Raw genomic sequence first — 14,668 nt, 5'->3', positions numbered from 1 at the left:
TCATGGTAAACAACGCAGTAGAAATGCTATTTGAAAATTTAACAGATACTAATATTCCAGAAGGTCATGTCGCACTTGTACGTATTCAAAATGACGTATCTTATGATCAGGTTATGACTAATCTTGAACAGGTAGATGTGCTGCCTGGATTTAGTGTAATTGGGGTTACCAGTATTCCCAATCCTGATACATCTGACTGGACACTAACCAACTGTACTTATGAGAATGGGGTATTGAGTTGGACAGAGGGGCAGCTTGATTTGGGAACTGAAAATTCCCCAGATCTGGCATATGGTTATCATGCTGGCATTACAGCAAATATTGGTGACAAGCTTGAAATGATTGTTCCTAATGTGATGTCTTTAACATCAGGGGTATTGAGTGGAGCACGCCTAGCAGACGTAAATGGTGTCGCAGCAGGCCAAGCCAATATTGGATTTAACTGTATCAATGATGGTTCAGGGAATCCAGGTTTGGGGTTAACTCTTCTTGGCACTTCATATCAAACTACGGACTTGCCTGTAAAATACTCAATGATTTATGTATCAGCAACTGCTGTAGAGCATGTTATAACTTCAACTGATGGAACGATCGAGCTTTTCCGTGAAACACAAACTATTCCAGCATTTGTGGGAACTGCGTATTTTAACGTGATTGCTACTGTTAACGACGAAATTGAAATGTTTACGACAACTGTTTCGGTAAGCTAAAGCAGGATCAATACAAGAAATGACCTTAATTAAGGCCAATATATAAACAAGGGTGAGTAGAAATTAAAGCACCTTAGGGTGCTTTCGTTTATTTCCACTCATCTGATTTAGCAATATTTTATAGATGTTTATTTATACTGAACGTTCAATTATAAAAAAGGTGAAATAAGTGAAAAGACTAATAATTGGTACATTAATTAGTGTGAGCACCATAGGAAGTGCTTTTGCGGCCTGTACTTATAACTTTGATGCCACACCTGCAGAAATTTCTGCATTACCTAGTAATATTCCAACTGCAAAATTTCCAATTCTTATCAATCAGAAAAGTTCGTTTTTAATTCCTAGCTTTCAATCTACTTCAAATACAGTCCAAATGTATATGGGGACTAGTTCTGCTGTAGCACAAAGTACAACGACTAATAATCAGAATGTAATTTCTGATAAAAATATTGGTATAAGTGGTGAATATGCTTTTGAATTTTTGATTGATAACTTTATTAATACGCCTATTACGAATGATAGTTATGTTTCTATAGGGCAGAGTTTTATCCTTTCAGATACAAACAAAACTATAAAAGTGGGGGCTATCAACTTAATCAATGATCCAAGAAATGGAATCAATCTCATTGTTTCTTTTAGCAAAAATGATGGAAGTGGTGAGACTTCTCAATCATATCCAGTTTCGTCTATTCCCGCATTGGGATTAAGGGTTGGTGTTTTTATTAACCAAAATTCAAAACAAATTGGTTTAAATATCAATGGGGTGAATAAAGGTTATATTGATTCATTTAGTAGTACACCAAATAGAATCGGATTTATCACATATGGTATTGCAATGGGATTTAAAGGCAGTGATCCAAATATCGGCAAAACAATTTCTGGTGAGCTTATGACGGATAAAAGTAAAATCGCTCTAACTTATGCAGCTGGTACGAAAGATATCTGTGAAATACCGCTCTGATTTCGATCTCATTTATCGGCATTATTGTTTGAACAGTTAAAATTTATTGAATAACAAGTGGCCCACTCTTTGAGTGGGTTTTTTATTACCTAGAGGAAAGCAATATGGATCGTAAAGCCTTTTTTGATGCCGCCCGTGTGCTGCTTGGTGGCAAAATTACCCAAAAGCAAGTTGATCAATTTAATGATCTAATTGATGAGTTCCAATCAGGTGGAATGAAAACTAGCCAAGTGGGTATCAATTTAATCACCAGTTTCGAAGATCTTGTGCTTACTGCCTATGATGATGGTGTGGGTGTCTGGACGATCGGCTACGGCACCACTGTTTATCCAAATGGCATTAAAGTGAAAAGAGGTGATAGTTGTACCAAAGCGCAAGCAGTGTCCTTTTTTCAACATGATTTGAGGCGTTTTGAGGCGGCAGTAAATCAAGCTGTGAAAGTTGTAGTTAATCAAAATCAGTTTGATGCATTAGTGAGCCTTGCTTACAACATTGGTGAAGCCGCGTTTAAAGGATCTACATTGGTAAAACTACTGAATGCTGGCAATTATAAAGCTGCAGCTGATGAATTTCCGAAATGGAATAGAGGCGGTGGTAAAGTCATGAAAGGCTTGGTTCGTCGCCGTGCAGCAGAACGAGAGTTGTTCTTAAAAAAGTAATTTATCACTGCAGGCGCTCAGTGATTTCATTGATCATAAGCGCCTGTATCTTGTGTTTTTTATCTGGTTGCACAGCACATACGATCAATAACAATATTCATGTCGGCATATGTGTAAAGGCCCTCTGATGAGGGCTGGGGCATAATTTATTTAATTAATATATAGTTACTTAACGCAGTATTTATTTTAAACTGAAAATTAACTGCGTCACGCATAAAATCATAAGTTATATCGATAAATTTTTGATCAATCATGTCATAGGGTTGCTTGGAACTTGTTGATTCAAGAAAATCTAAGTATTTATTGAAAACTTCTGAATAATCAAATGTCAAACTAGTTATTTCTTCATTCTGTGCTAATGTCGAGAAATATTTCAAATCAATTATTCGATTACTTTTTGCATCCATACATTTTTTAAATTCATCTAAAATTTCTAAAGCTAAATCATCTTGAAAAGACTCTCCTCTTTTTGTTTTAACCGCGTAATTATAATCAACGCAAAGTTTAATATCTGAGTTGATATTTTTATAAATTTCAATGGCTTCTGGTGCAAGTATGGTCTTGTTATGTTGTTCTTTCCAGTCATTGAATAGTGCAATTGCTATTAATGCAGCAGCTAAAGTTGAGCCGATTGAGAAAATATCTTTAACAAAAGCTATATCTATTGCTTGAGCATAGAAAGTTTTTAAGATTATTGTGAGGATTACACAAATAGTTACTACTATTCCAAATATACATACTGCATTAACTACATTGTCTTTTGTTATACGCATAATAATTAATTTATAAATTAATTATTAATAATCAATAAATCATTCCAAGTAAAGAGATTTTTACTCAACTTATCTCTACTCATCGACCAGTTACGATTAGGAACAAAGCAGGGGCCAATTCCTATCTTTTTTCCAAATCTCTGATAAACACAATCTAACCCTTCGGAATCTCCTCATTCCTCGGCTTTCTCACATCCTTAACAAATCGTTTTTCCATGGCTCCATACTTTTTAAAGTTTTCACGGGCTTGGTTTAGTGAAGGTACGTTTGCACCACCACACCAATCATGGTCTTCTGCTTGTACAGGATCATCCTCCCAGAAGCATACAGGGCAAATGTCATAGTAGCCGTTAGATGGTTCGTCTCTGGTTAAGTAGCCACAGCATAAGCACGGGTAGAGCATTCTATTTTCCTATTTTGTTGACAAAGTTAAGAAAAACCAATAAATGGATAGCTTACAAACTTAATTATATAAAATAGCTTTTTGAAATATGGAAACTTTATTAAAAATCACTGGGGTGATTGCAGCATTAGTTATACCAATTGTACTTTGCATTTTGAATAACAGAATATCGAAATTTAAGCATAGTCGAGAGCATCAAGCCGAGCTTCTAAAGCTTGCTGCTGATTTTGAGAATGGAATAGAAAGTAAGTCTATTCTTTATCGAGATAGAATGGCAAAACATCTGTTTAATAATGAATATTTGACTTATGAAGAAGCAAAATTTTTCTCGGTCTATGAGAATGCAGATGCCTGGGTTCAGTTATATTCAAAGATAAGAGGATTATTAAAAAAAGAAAGAGATGAGAGTGGTAAAATAATTAAACTGAAGCCAAGGTACAATGCTTTAAAAATTATCCTTGCAGTTGTGGGGTATGCTATTTTTTGCTTTATTGGGTTGATGCCTTTCATTATTATCCATAAATACACATCTTGGATTCAATATTATTACGAAAAAGGTGTTTTGTTGAACTCCATAGGATTTGTTGTTCTTCCTGCACTTTTTCTTTATTTAGCCTATTTTTGTCTAAATTATGCTCAGAAATGTGCTGAATGTGGAATTTTCTTACATGATTTTGAAAATGAAGCCTTTAAGCAAGTTGAGTCTACCGTGGAAAATATGTAAAAAGAGAAGCACTACAGACTATTTTCTCCATCTAGTTTAAAAAAGCTGGCGGTAAGCCAGCTTTTTTCTAATCAACAATATAAAGTTTGGTTTTCTTCTTCGGGATATCCACTTTAGCAAGTGCATCAAAGGTTAATTGGTTAAAATCATCTTCAGAAATACCTATTTCATCCAACATCTTATTTTTGTCAAATGTTGGTTGGGAAACCAGTAATGAGACGATCTTTGGAAGCATCATACTTTCATCACGGTGGGTTTCTTCGGGTTCTTCAAGGTGATACCCAAGAGAATTAATTTTCATCAAATTGCTACGATTAATCCAGTCACTAATTAAACCTAGTTTATGAGCTTTGTAGTTCACAGCTTTTAATGAAGTTCTCCAAGTTTTCTTATAGTCAATCATATTGTCGATTGATAGATAGCGTGGAGTAGTTGCAAAAAAAGCTTCGCTAGGCATTAAGAACTCAGAGGCAAACTGATCCGCTTCAATCTCTAATAATTTATTATCCTTTTCTTCACGAACCTTGCGGTTATGAGTATGCATAATGATATGGCCAAGCTCATGTGCGCAATCAAAACGTGAACGTTCTGCTGACTTGAAGTTATTTAGAAACATGAATGGCGAACCACTTTCATCATCGAAATAGGAGAGTGCATCAATTTCTTTAACTTCATTTGGAAGTCTGAAAATGCGGATACCTTTTAGCTCACAGAGAGAGACAATATTGTTAATTGGCTGTACACCTAAGCCCCATAATGCCCTTAATTCAATTGCAAAATGATCAACATAACGATAGTGCTGATCCTGCACTTCTGTAATGTCCAAATCAGGACGTGAGAACTGAGGCAACTTAACTGTATTGAGCAAATAGGTATTAATATTCTTTGCTAGAAGGGTGTAAGCCTCATTGGCTTTACGATGCTGTGCCTTAATTCTAGCGACAGATCTATAAAATATCTGTTCAGTTTCATGTGGCTGCATATCATTTTCAATAAAAAATGACATCGGCAAATTTAAGACTCTACAGATCTCGGTTTGATCATTTTCACTGATTTCTTTATCTGCATCTAAAAGCTGCTTCACTTTGGATAGTGAACAGCTTAGTTTTTCTGCAAAATCAGTATTGCTAAGACCACGTAAGTCTTTAGCAATCCGTAAACGATCTTTACTAAACACGTTAACCTCAAATTAGACTACAAGCTGAATATCAAAATCATCTGGTTTAATTTCATTAGATGGTTCCAATATTGGCTTTTTAGGATCATTGTCGACAGGATGAGTATTATCTATCTCAAATGCAATTCTGCAAGTGTGATTACTAGGTAATATGTCAATTTTTGTCTTATCAGGTGTTTGTACGAAGCTTGTTGGATATGCAATTTCAAATGGAATAGTTGGGATATCTGTTGCTGTGTAAGCTGGATGAGATGTAGAAGGGAAATAAAGAATCCAGGTTCTTAACTTTGAAGCATCATCATAGCTAGATTGATTTTCTTTAATATTCTTCAAAGTCATGAAGCCTTTCTCACACAGGGCTGATAACATAAGCTCTGGATGACCAAGGGCCAAATTGCCGCTCATGAAAATAATCTGAATTTTCTTATCTGTGTTTTCTAGTCTTGGTTGGCTTTCATTATGGTAAACCCAAGCTGGATCGGATTTTTTAAGAAGCAAGGCAAGTTGCTCCCCAATTTTTCCCCATCGAGAAATAAATCTGGCTCTATTACAGTATGTATTGGTTCTAAACTCTGAGTCACCGACCATGATTGCTTGTGTGACTATGTAAGGATCTGGCAGACCCAATTCTCTAGCTTTTGCGATAGCTTCTTCTCCACTGAAGAAGTCGCAAGGTGTTGGTTCCGAATCCCGAAGGAATTCATTGTCAAACATATCCAAATTCATAAAAACAAAGTCCAATAAGATAGCGAATGTCTTTTTTATAACATCTTTTGATGTTTAAAAAAAGACATTTTGATAAAATTAAGCTACTTCTAAAAAACATATTTACATAGCAAAGGAATAAATGAGTGAAAATCTAATTAACTATAAACAATGTCCAAACTGCGGAGTTCTTATAAAGCACTATTAGTCTTATTGAGGTAAGTGTGAAAATAATGATGTTGTGAGCTGGAAGATTGCTGAATAATTTTGACTTATAGCTAGAGAAATTTTTCTAATTGTGGTGTACTTTGCAACTAAAAAATTTTGCAGTCATCCGTTTTTACGCAAGTTGAATTTTGCAAATATTTATAAAAGGAGAAAATTATGATAGTAGAAGTTTTTGAAGCTGAAAACGGATTAAAATTAAATTTATCAGATAAAGCAATGGATCATATTATTAAGGGGGATTTATCCTTAAGACCTGAGGTTAAAGATGGTTTTAAAGTTATTCAGCCAATACTTTCTGGTGGAATGCATACAATTAAAGGATGGTTAAATTTAAAAAGTAAAAATAATGGATTGGTAAATATCCTTAACTATGATCATCGGATTCATCAAGGATGGTATTATGCACGAGAATTACAAAATGGCACTATAGTTTTAAGGTTACCTAAAAGTTTTTACTCTGGGAAAGCTGCAAACATTACAAAATATCCAGATAATTATTATAAATCTGGTTATTTATGGAAAACATTATTTCCAGCTGATTTTGATGAAAAAAAGGTTAAAGAAACAATTTCAGAAGCATTAAACAATATTGACACAGAAGCATCTTCTGAAGGGCAGATAGTAGGCTATTCTAATTTTAGTGATCCATTGAAAACGTTAAGAGTAACTATTCAATATCATGGGAATGAAATAAAATCGGCTTTTCCATCGTGGGGTCAGCCTAATACAGGAAATAATGGTAAAGCATATTCCCATTTTGATAATATTGGATTTGCTATAACAGCATCGAGTTGTAATTTTGATGATGTACGGGATAATAAAGAATCTGAAATGAGTATTGTTTATAAAGATTTTAATAAAATTGTAGATATTACTCCAAATGTTTTTAAGGAAAGAGATATTGTAAAAATAAATGCTAAAAAATACAACTCAAATCGTTTGAAAAATTTGTTGAAATATGCTGAAAAAATTAATGAAAATGAATTGATTGAAATTAAATCCTATTTATCTATTTTGGAGATACATAAGGATTATTTGAATATTACAAAGAATGCTTATTATCATATGGCTAAAAAAATTCAAAGTGATAAATTTTTCTTTAATAGTATACATGTTTTAGAGAATGTAGTTGATGGGATGAGAATTCTGGCTTTTTATGATTTAAAAAACTCAACAAAATATTTTTACGAATATTTGGAAACTTTATTGCATAACCTTGTTATACATGATTTTACAGATAGTTTTTTAAAAAAAAGGCTATATAGCTGTATGTTGGATTTGGTTATGTTACTTAATAATAAAGAGCTAAATGAAATGTTTATTAATCTCTTTTGTGTTGCTCCTTCTAGAAGAGAATTTATGAGAGAAATATCGAGAGATACACTCTTAAGGAAGCGTATTAAATTACCTGCTCATAAGATAACGAGTGAGCTGATGATTATTATAAATCCTGATTTAAATTTTGATATAAAATTTATTGATTTTATTGAATTTGTTAAAGAAGCAATTGGTGAAACTTATTCTATTCATAAGCAATTCGATGATGAGTTTCGCAGTAAAATTATTTTTGAGCAATATTCAGGTGTTAACTATCCTTTAAAAAAAATGATGGATGATTCTCTAAAGTTCATGAGTTGTGATGATTTAAATTATTTTTCTATAAAATTTGTTAATTTTATTAAAAATGTAGACTTTGATTATTCTAATATTAAAGATTCAATAAAAATTTTAATTAGAGATTATTGTCGATTGCAGTTTTCTCATAGAATGCGATTAAATCTTGTTTATAAGGAGTTTTGGGGTTTTGAACCTGGAGAAATGTATTTACCAATAGATAGAAATTTATTGTATACACAAATCCTTAAGCATGAAAGAATTATTAATATTCAATTATTAGAAAACTTATTAGATGGGATTGCTGATTTAAATGATGATGAAGATGTAGAGGAGTTAATTAATAGTTTTCGAGAAAAAATTGGGAAAGAAATCCCTCCTATCATTGATGTTATACCTGAATATATCTTGAAAAGATATAGCAGAAAAATATGAAAAAAAGCACCTCACGGTGCTTTTTTAATCCCTAAAACTCTCACCTCTAGGAATAGAATACCAATAACGAATTTTCTTCCCATCGTTAAGGGTTTCAATATTGATAAGGTGGTACTCAGGATGATCATAAAAGATTTTTGAGATCATTACGGTAACTTGCTCTTGTTGTTCTCGAAGAGATATTTCTTTCAAATCTTCAACACAATTTAGATCATTAAAATAAATTGAACGACCAGTTTTTTGACCATCCTTTTTAGATAAGGAATGTATACCTCTATCCATTAATTCAAGCATGGCATAATTCAGCGAGATATTATGCTGTTCAGCATGTTGAACCACATCTTCATAAAGTGCAATTGGAATGCGAATTTGTGTACGCTTCCAATCGTCTTGATTTTGTATTCGAGCTTTCTCGTTCATTTTTAGCACCAAATCTCATATTGACACTAGATTAGTATTATAATAAATTAATGTCAATGTTACTAAATTAGTGACAAAAAGAAAGCCCCGGAACTTTGGACGGCTACGGGGCTTGTTATCAATTTTCAGAGAGAAAAAAGACATGAATAGTCTAACACAAATAAGTGTACCGTTTCACGGCGCAAATTTACTAATAGTCGAATACAACGGACAACCGTATACACCAATGAAACCCATTGTTGATGGCATGGGTTTAGATTGGAAAAGCCAGTTTGTGAAGTTAAAAGATCGTTTTGATTCAACTATGGTGGAAATCACCACAGTTGCCAATGATGGTAAAGAGCGACTTATGATTTGCTTGCCTGTTCGAAAACTGGCTGCATGGTTATATTCAATCCATGCAAATAAAGTCAAAGCTGAGCTAAGAGATAAAGTCATCACTTATCAAAATGAATGTGATGATGTGCTTTGGGATTACTGGACGAGAGGCCAAACATCAAATCAAAAATATTTAGACACACGTATCAAAATCAATAACCGCCAAATTGCTGAGCTTAAAGCAATTGTCGATCGGCGCTGTGAAGGCAGCGTCAAGAAACGTACAGAGATGTGGCATAGACACCATCAACACTTCAAAGTATCGAGTTATAAAGATTTACTTGCTATCCATTTCAATGACTCAGTAACGTTCCTTGAAACAATGAAACTACGCAGCCTCGAAGAAGAGGCGAATATCCGTAATCTTGCTTTACATATGGTATGGCTAAACCAATGGTGGAGTGAGTTCGGTATTGCAATGCAGCAATTAAATCCAAAAATGAGTTATGGCATCCATGATCATTTTAAAAGTGGTGCGTATGAAGCACGCTTATTGTTGGGTGAACGAAACTATTCATCTCTATTTCAAATTGCTCAAACACATGACTGGCAAAATGAGAATCTGGATCTGCAAGGCTTAATGAACAGATTGATGAACATGGATAGAAACTATTCGAATTTTCTTTCTTTAAATTACATAGATAAATAAAGGGGAATAAAAATGAAAACCCTGATTGAATCTTATGACGCAAGTGACGTAGCTGAAGGCTTTGCATTAGCATATGAGCAAGTTGCCGATATTGCAGCAATGCTGGATGCAATCCAGTACAAGCAAGAGCGAACCATTGAATATCTGGCCAAGGTCTACAACGTACCTGAATCCGTATTTAAAGAAATGATTAGGCTTTTTCGAATCACTGAAAGCATGATTCAAGATTCCATGGCATTCAGTAAAGAGCAGGAGGACTCCTATAAAAGCTTAGATGAAGAGATGGCTTCTTAATTTGTTGACTTCTACCGAAACCGCTTCTTTAAGCGGTTTTTTTTATATTTTGAGAGCAGGTTTTCACTCAATCTATTGCTGTCAGATCGGCAAACTCAAAGCTCAAAGAAAAAAATGATATTGCGAATATTTTGTTAAAATTTTGTTAAGGTGAAATTTTCACCAACAAAAGACCCAAGCAAAAAACCGTAAAATTCTATAAAATAAACGAAACTTTTCGCTCAATTTAAAATTTGGCTCTTTATATAAATGACTGATATAGAAATAGAAACACATCCATTACAACCGTTTTTACCTGCGACTGCAAAGCTGTTAATGCTCGGCAGTTTTCCACCGCCGCAAACTCGTTGGAAGATGGATTTTTACTATCCGAATTATCAAAATGATATGTGGCGAATTTTTGGTCTGATTTTCTTTAAAGATAAAGATCATTTTTTAGATTTGCCCAATAAAAACTTTAAAGAACAGCACATCCGTGAGTTTTTAACTCAAATAGGCATTGGTATCTTTGATACGGCCTATCAAGTGAAGCGCTTACAAGGCAATGCATCAGATAAATTTTTAGAGATTGTCACACCGACAGATTTATCAAAATTACTTGAGCAGATTCCGTTGTGCCACACCATTATGACCACAGGAGATAAAGCAACAGATACGCTGATGCAGCATTTCCCTGATCACATCGCCAAGCCAATGATTGGTCAATCTGTACAGGTCAATTATGCTGATCGAGCGTTGAATTTATATCGCTTACCATCATCATCCCGTGCCTATCCGTTAGCACTGGAAAAGAAAGCAGAAGTCTATCAACAATTTTTTGAGCAAATTGGCTTGGTATAGTTATATAAAACAATAAGAGGTGTAAAGATGATTCGAAGTAATATTTTTGAGAGTATAAAGGACGAAAGAGGCCTCAGAAGAATTGATAATATTTATTTATATAAAGATGAAAATAGCACAGAGAATTCATTTTCTATAGAACAATTAATGATTGAAATTGACTATAAGTTTTGGGTGTTTCAAGTAAATCGTGAATTTGATGAAGTTGAATTAATCCTTAAAACTCAATTAGAGATAAATTTTGATGAATATGAAGAGTTTAATAGCCTTTCTAATTTAAAAGGCTTAGAAATAGGAACATTATTTGCCATTATCAATGATAGGGGTTACACCGATGGAGTTAAATTAAAATTATTTAGTGGAAAACTGACAGATGAAAATCACTCGTTTCATGCAACACTAACTTTGATTGCTTTAGCTTCTGGTTTGCAGTATGAATTAAGTTCGACAGGAATTGATACCTATTTAATTTAATCTACATCATCCATTCAATAGGTAAGTAGGACACAAGTTTCATGGTGAATCGCTGAAATTTAGTGCTTTCAGGATCATGGTGATGCTCCACGATCTCACCGTTTTCTTTATGCTCATACCAGACAATATTACCTTTTTTATCAAGTTTGAGTTTATACGCAACTTGAAGTAAACGCTGATCCAGCATGGCCGTAATTTGATCCTGCAATTGATCCGATTCCACTACTAGACCGACTTCTGTATTTAAGTGTGCAGAGCGAGGGTCGAAATTGAATGAACCAATAAATACTTTGCCATCTATGTCGAAGAATTTAGCATGTAAGCTCGAACGGTTTTTACCTTTGGCGGGAATGACACTACCTGTTGCGATTTCATACCAAAAACGTTTTTTTCTTTCAATATTCGGTTTGAATTCATAAAGTTGTACGCCATTTTGCAAGAGTGGTTTACGGTATAGGCTATAAAATGAATGAACCACAGCGACATCATTGGCAACTAGGCTATTGGTCAGAACCCGAACTTTGACTCCATCTTTAGATAATTTACTGAGATAGTCCGTTCCTTGTTGCGTTGGTACAAAATAAGCAGAAACCAATTCCATATGCTTTTCAGGCTTGCCCTTGAGTTGCAGCACTTGCCAAAACAAAAGGTCTTCTTGTTTCGCTTGTCCCAATACTTTATTCGGTGGATCAGCGACAAAATGTGCTTTGGCCCATTGAATCGGGTAATTCTGTAAGCGTAATTTTAAATAATCCTGTGCTGTTTCTAGTTTTTCTTCTGTCGGCGTATCAATTTTGTCTATAGCTTTAAAGGTTTGTCTTAAGTTTTCAAGTTGTTGAGGTTGACCAGTTCCAATCAATTGCTCAGTTGGATAGCTCAGATCGCTGTCCCAAAACTCATTAAAGACGTGTTCCGCGTGATCAACTGCTTTGCCATAAAATACAATATCCATATCGCTAAACTGGAATTGATCACTGGCTTCAAAATATTCACTGCTAATGTTTCTGCCACCCGTGACAGCAATTGATGCATCTGCAATGGTCAGTTTATTGTGCATGCGATGATTAATTTGCTTTAGTCTAAACACATAGTCAATCACTCTTAAATGCCGAAATTTATAGGGATTAAAAATACGAATTTCAAAATTAGGATGCTGCGAGAGGGCTTTTAGAGTTTTATCGAGTTGTACGCCATTTTGATCGTCAATCAATAAACGGACCTTTACCCCACGATCAGCAGCTTTTAACAGCTCGTTCAGCATCATGTTGCCAATAGCATCGTCATTCCAAATATAATATTGCAAATCAAGCTGATGTTTGGCATTTCGAATTAAATGAGTACGCGATGCAATACTTAAAAAGGCATCATCTAAAGCTAAAAATGCAGTTAGACCATTTTCAATATTGAGATCGGCTTGTGGGTCGTTCATCCACTTTGTTTTAGTTTGCAAGGAATTACTCCGATCATGATTTTGATTGGGCGGCAAAGCGCAGCCACTTATTCCGAATATAATAACAACGGTCATTATCTTGAAATGGTATGAATTGTTTATCATTTTATTGATCAAGCGTGAATCCAATAATAATTTATAGGTGGTTGATTTTCTTATATATCCAAATGATTTTTCTTTCCAAGGGTTAAATGTAATTGTAAACGGAATCAACTGGTTATAACTTTTATTATTTTTTCTCGATATAAATCAGTTTGAATGAATGCGACATTATCATCTGTGGATCAATAAATATTGAGCTAAATTACTATACTGGTGTATAGTATATTTTTAGATTTAATGTGGTCGACATTATGCCTAAACAATTAGAGGATAAAAAAAAGATTCTCACGCGTGTAAGGCGAATTCAGGGTCAAGTCCAGAGTGTTGAACGTGCTTTGGAAAATGACACAGAATGCGCTGATATCTTGCAGCAAATCTGTGCAGTTCGCGGTGCATTAAATGGTTTGATGACTGAACTACTCGAAATTCATTTAAAAGATACTTTAGTTGTCGGTGAATCTTCTGAGTTGCAACGCAGTCAAGAGCTTATTCAAGTCAGTAAAATTCTTAAATCTTATTTAAAGTAAAATTCAGGAGTGTCATTGTGATTAAATCTCGTGCAGCCGTCGCTTTTGCCGCAGGTGAACCATTACAAATCGTAGAACTTGATGTTGAGCCACCTAAAGCAGGTGAAGTCCTCATTAAAATTACCCATACAGGGGTATGTCATACCGATGCTTTCACACTATCGGGTGATGATCCTGAAGGTGTTTTCCCAGCAGTACTTGGCCATGAAGGGGCTGGGGTTGTGGTTCAGGTGGGTGAAGGTGTCACCAGCGTTGCAGTGGGTGATCATGTGATTCCACTCTATACCGCTGAATGCAAAGAATGTCTATTCTGTAAATCAGGTAAGACCAATCTCTGTGTTGCCGTGCGTGCCACTCAAGGTAAAGGCGTGATGCCAGATGGCACCACTCGTTTTTCTTATAACGGCCAACCGATTTATCACTATATGGGATGTTCAACTTTTAGTGAATATACAGTGGTTGCTGAAGTGTCTTTGGCAAAAATCAATCCAGAAGCCAATCATGAACAAGTCTGTTTATTGGGTTGTGGTGTGACCACAGGCATTGGTGCTGTTCATAACACTGCTAAAGTGCAGGAAGGCGATAGTGTTGCTGTATTTGGCTTAGGCGGTATTGGTCTTGCTGTGGTACAAGGTGCGCGTCAGGCCAAAGCTGGGCGGGTTATCGTAGTTGATACCAATCCAGATAAATTTGAGTTGGCAAAACAGTTTGGGGCAACAGATTGCCTCAATCCAAAAGATTATGAACAGCCAATTCAACAAGTGATCGTGGAGATGACAGGTTGGGGGGTTGATCACTCTTTTGAATGTATTGGCAATACTAATGTCATGCGTTCTGCACTCGAATGTGCACACCGTGGTTGGGGACAATCGGTGATTATTGGCGTTGCAGGTGCAGGTCAGGAAATCTCAACGCGTCCATTCCAGTTGGTGACAGGGCGTAAATGGATGGGAACTGCTTTTGGTGGTGTAAAAGGCCGTTCACAACTGCCTAAAATGGTTGAAGATGCAATGAAAGGTGAGATTCAGCTTGAGCCATTCGTAACGCATACGATGCCTTTGGACGATATTAATGATGCCTTTGATTTAATGCATGAAGGTAAGTCAATTCGTACTGTGATTCATTTCTAAATTTCAATGATAAGA

Annotated in this window: 17 protein-coding genes; 11 read left to right on the top strand and 6 right to left on the bottom strand. The window is 35.1% G+C overall.

All coding sequences use genetic code 11. The features are described from left to right. The first annotated feature begins 2 nt into the window (after positions 1-2). The 3 genes from F887_RS08560 to F887_RS08570 all read left to right on the top strand — a co-directional run bounded on the left by F887_RS08560 (position 3) and on the right by F887_RS08570 (position 2,330). Positions 3-710 (top strand): hypothetical protein, encoded by a 708-nt coding sequence (locus F887_RS08560; RefSeq protein ID WP_005294320.1) that lies wholly within the window; start codon positions 3-5, stop codon positions 708-710. 169 nt (positions 711-879) lie between these two features. Next, positions 880-1,671, top strand: coding sequence for a DUF4882 family protein (locus F887_RS08565; RefSeq protein ID WP_005294318.1), 792 nt, complete (start codon positions 880-882; stop codon positions 1,669-1,671). A 104-nt stretch (positions 1,672-1,775) separates the two neighbouring features. Further along, positions 1,776-2,330, top strand: a complete 555-nt coding sequence (locus tag F887_RS08570) for a lysozyme (protein WP_005294316.1) — start codon at positions 1,776-1,778, stop codon at positions 2,328-2,330. Between the two features lie 146 nt (positions 2,331-2,476). On the opposite strand, the gene F887_RS18805 is transcribed toward F887_RS08570, so the two are convergent. Further along, positions 2,477-3,103 carry a hypothetical protein gene (locus F887_RS18805; RefSeq protein WP_005294313.1) on the bottom strand — a complete coding sequence of 209 codons (627 nt, stop codon included), beginning with the start codon at positions 3,101-3,103 and terminating at the stop codon, positions 2,477-2,479. Between the two features lie 154 nt (positions 3,104-3,257). Then, the gene (locus F887_RS08575) at positions 3,258-3,506 is read right to left on the bottom strand and encodes a CPCC family cysteine-rich protein (protein ID WP_005294312.1); all 249 of its coding nucleotides are present in this window, start codon (positions 3,504-3,506) and stop codon (positions 3,258-3,260) included. A gap of 88 nt (positions 3,507-3,594) precedes the next feature. Between F887_RS08575 and F887_RS08580 the strand changes: the two genes are divergently transcribed. Continuing rightward, the gene (locus tag F887_RS08580; RefSeq protein WP_005294310.1) at positions 3,595-4,230 is read left to right on the top strand and encodes a hypothetical protein; all 636 of its coding nucleotides are present in this window, start codon (positions 3,595-3,597) and stop codon (positions 4,228-4,230) included. A 67-nt stretch (positions 4,231-4,297) separates the two neighbouring features. Here the strand turns inward: F887_RS08580 and F887_RS08585 are convergent, their stop codons facing one another. Then, entirely contained in the window at positions 4,298-5,407 is a 1,110-nt protein-coding gene (locus tag F887_RS08585) for an ImmA/IrrE family metallo-endopeptidase (protein WP_005294307.1), read from the bottom strand. A gap of 12 nt (positions 5,408-5,419) precedes the next feature. Then, positions 5,420-6,133: a hypothetical protein gene (locus F887_RS08590; RefSeq protein WP_005294304.1), complete on the bottom strand. Its 714-nt coding sequence runs from the start codon at positions 6,131-6,133 to the stop codon at positions 5,420-5,422. Positions 6,134-6,496: 363 nt separating this feature from the next. Here F887_RS08590 and F887_RS08595 point away from each other — a divergent pair, with 363 nt between their 5' ends. Continuing rightward, the gene (locus tag F887_RS08595; RefSeq protein WP_005294302.1) at positions 6,497-8,389 is read left to right on the top strand and encodes a hypothetical protein; all 1,893 of its coding nucleotides are present in this window, start codon (positions 6,497-6,499) and stop codon (positions 8,387-8,389) included. A 24-nt stretch (positions 8,390-8,413) separates the two neighbouring features. Here the strand turns inward: F887_RS08595 and F887_RS08600 are convergent, their stop codons facing one another. After that, positions 8,414-8,809: a hypothetical protein gene (locus F887_RS08600; RefSeq protein WP_005294300.1), complete on the bottom strand. Its 396-nt coding sequence runs from the start codon at positions 8,807-8,809 to the stop codon at positions 8,414-8,416. A 142-nt stretch (positions 8,810-8,951) separates the two neighbouring features. On the opposite strand from F887_RS08600, the gene F887_RS08605 reads away from it, so the two are divergent. The 4 genes from F887_RS08605 to F887_RS08620 all read left to right on the top strand — a co-directional run bounded on the left by F887_RS08605 (position 8,952) and on the right by F887_RS08620 (position 11,444). Next, a complete protein-coding gene (locus F887_RS08605; RefSeq protein ID WP_005294298.1) occupies positions 8,952-9,836 on the top strand; it encodes a phage antirepressor N-terminal domain-containing protein in 885 nt (294 codons plus the stop codon). 12 nt (positions 9,837-9,848) lie between these two features. Next, complete coding sequence (locus F887_RS08610) at positions 9,849-10,130, top strand: hypothetical protein (protein ID WP_005294296.1); 282 nt, start codon at positions 9,849-9,851, stop codon at positions 10,128-10,130. Between the two features lie 249 nt (positions 10,131-10,379). Further along, positions 10,380-10,970: a uracil-DNA glycosylase family protein gene (locus tag F887_RS08615; protein ID WP_005294294.1), complete on the top strand. Its 591-nt coding sequence runs from the start codon at positions 10,380-10,382 to the stop codon at positions 10,968-10,970. A 27-nt stretch (positions 10,971-10,997) separates the two neighbouring features. Beyond that, entirely contained in the window at positions 10,998-11,444 is a 447-nt protein-coding gene (locus F887_RS08620; RefSeq protein WP_005294293.1) for a DUF6334 family protein, read from the top strand. 1 nt (position 11,445) lies between these two features. Here the strand turns inward: F887_RS08620 and F887_RS08625 are convergent, their stop codons facing one another. Further along, a complete protein-coding gene (locus F887_RS08625; RefSeq protein WP_005294290.1) occupies positions 11,446-12,969 on the bottom strand; it encodes a phospholipase D family protein in 1,524 nt (507 codons plus the stop codon). A gap of 278 nt (positions 12,970-13,247) precedes the next feature. Between F887_RS08625 and F887_RS08630 the strand changes: the two genes are divergently transcribed. Further along, positions 13,248-13,523: a metal/formaldehyde-sensitive transcriptional repressor gene (locus tag F887_RS08630; RefSeq protein WP_004653592.1), complete on the top strand. Its 276-nt coding sequence runs from the start codon at positions 13,248-13,250 to the stop codon at positions 13,521-13,523. 20 nt (positions 13,524-13,543) lie between these two features. Beyond that, positions 13,544-14,653, top strand: a complete 1,110-nt coding sequence (locus F887_RS08635; RefSeq protein ID WP_032863131.1) for an S-(hydroxymethyl)glutathione dehydrogenase/class III alcohol dehydrogenase — start codon at positions 13,544-13,546, stop codon at positions 14,651-14,653. Positions 14,654-14,668 lie beyond the last annotated feature (15 nt).

The organism is Acinetobacter sp. NIPH 2100, assembly GCF_000369805.1.
In the GTDB taxonomy this organism is placed as follows: Bacteria; Pseudomonadota; Gammaproteobacteria; order Pseudomonadales; family Moraxellaceae; genus Acinetobacter.
The sequence above is the reverse complement of the archived record's forward strand: the minus strand, read 5'-3'. Positions and strand labels throughout refer to the sequence as shown.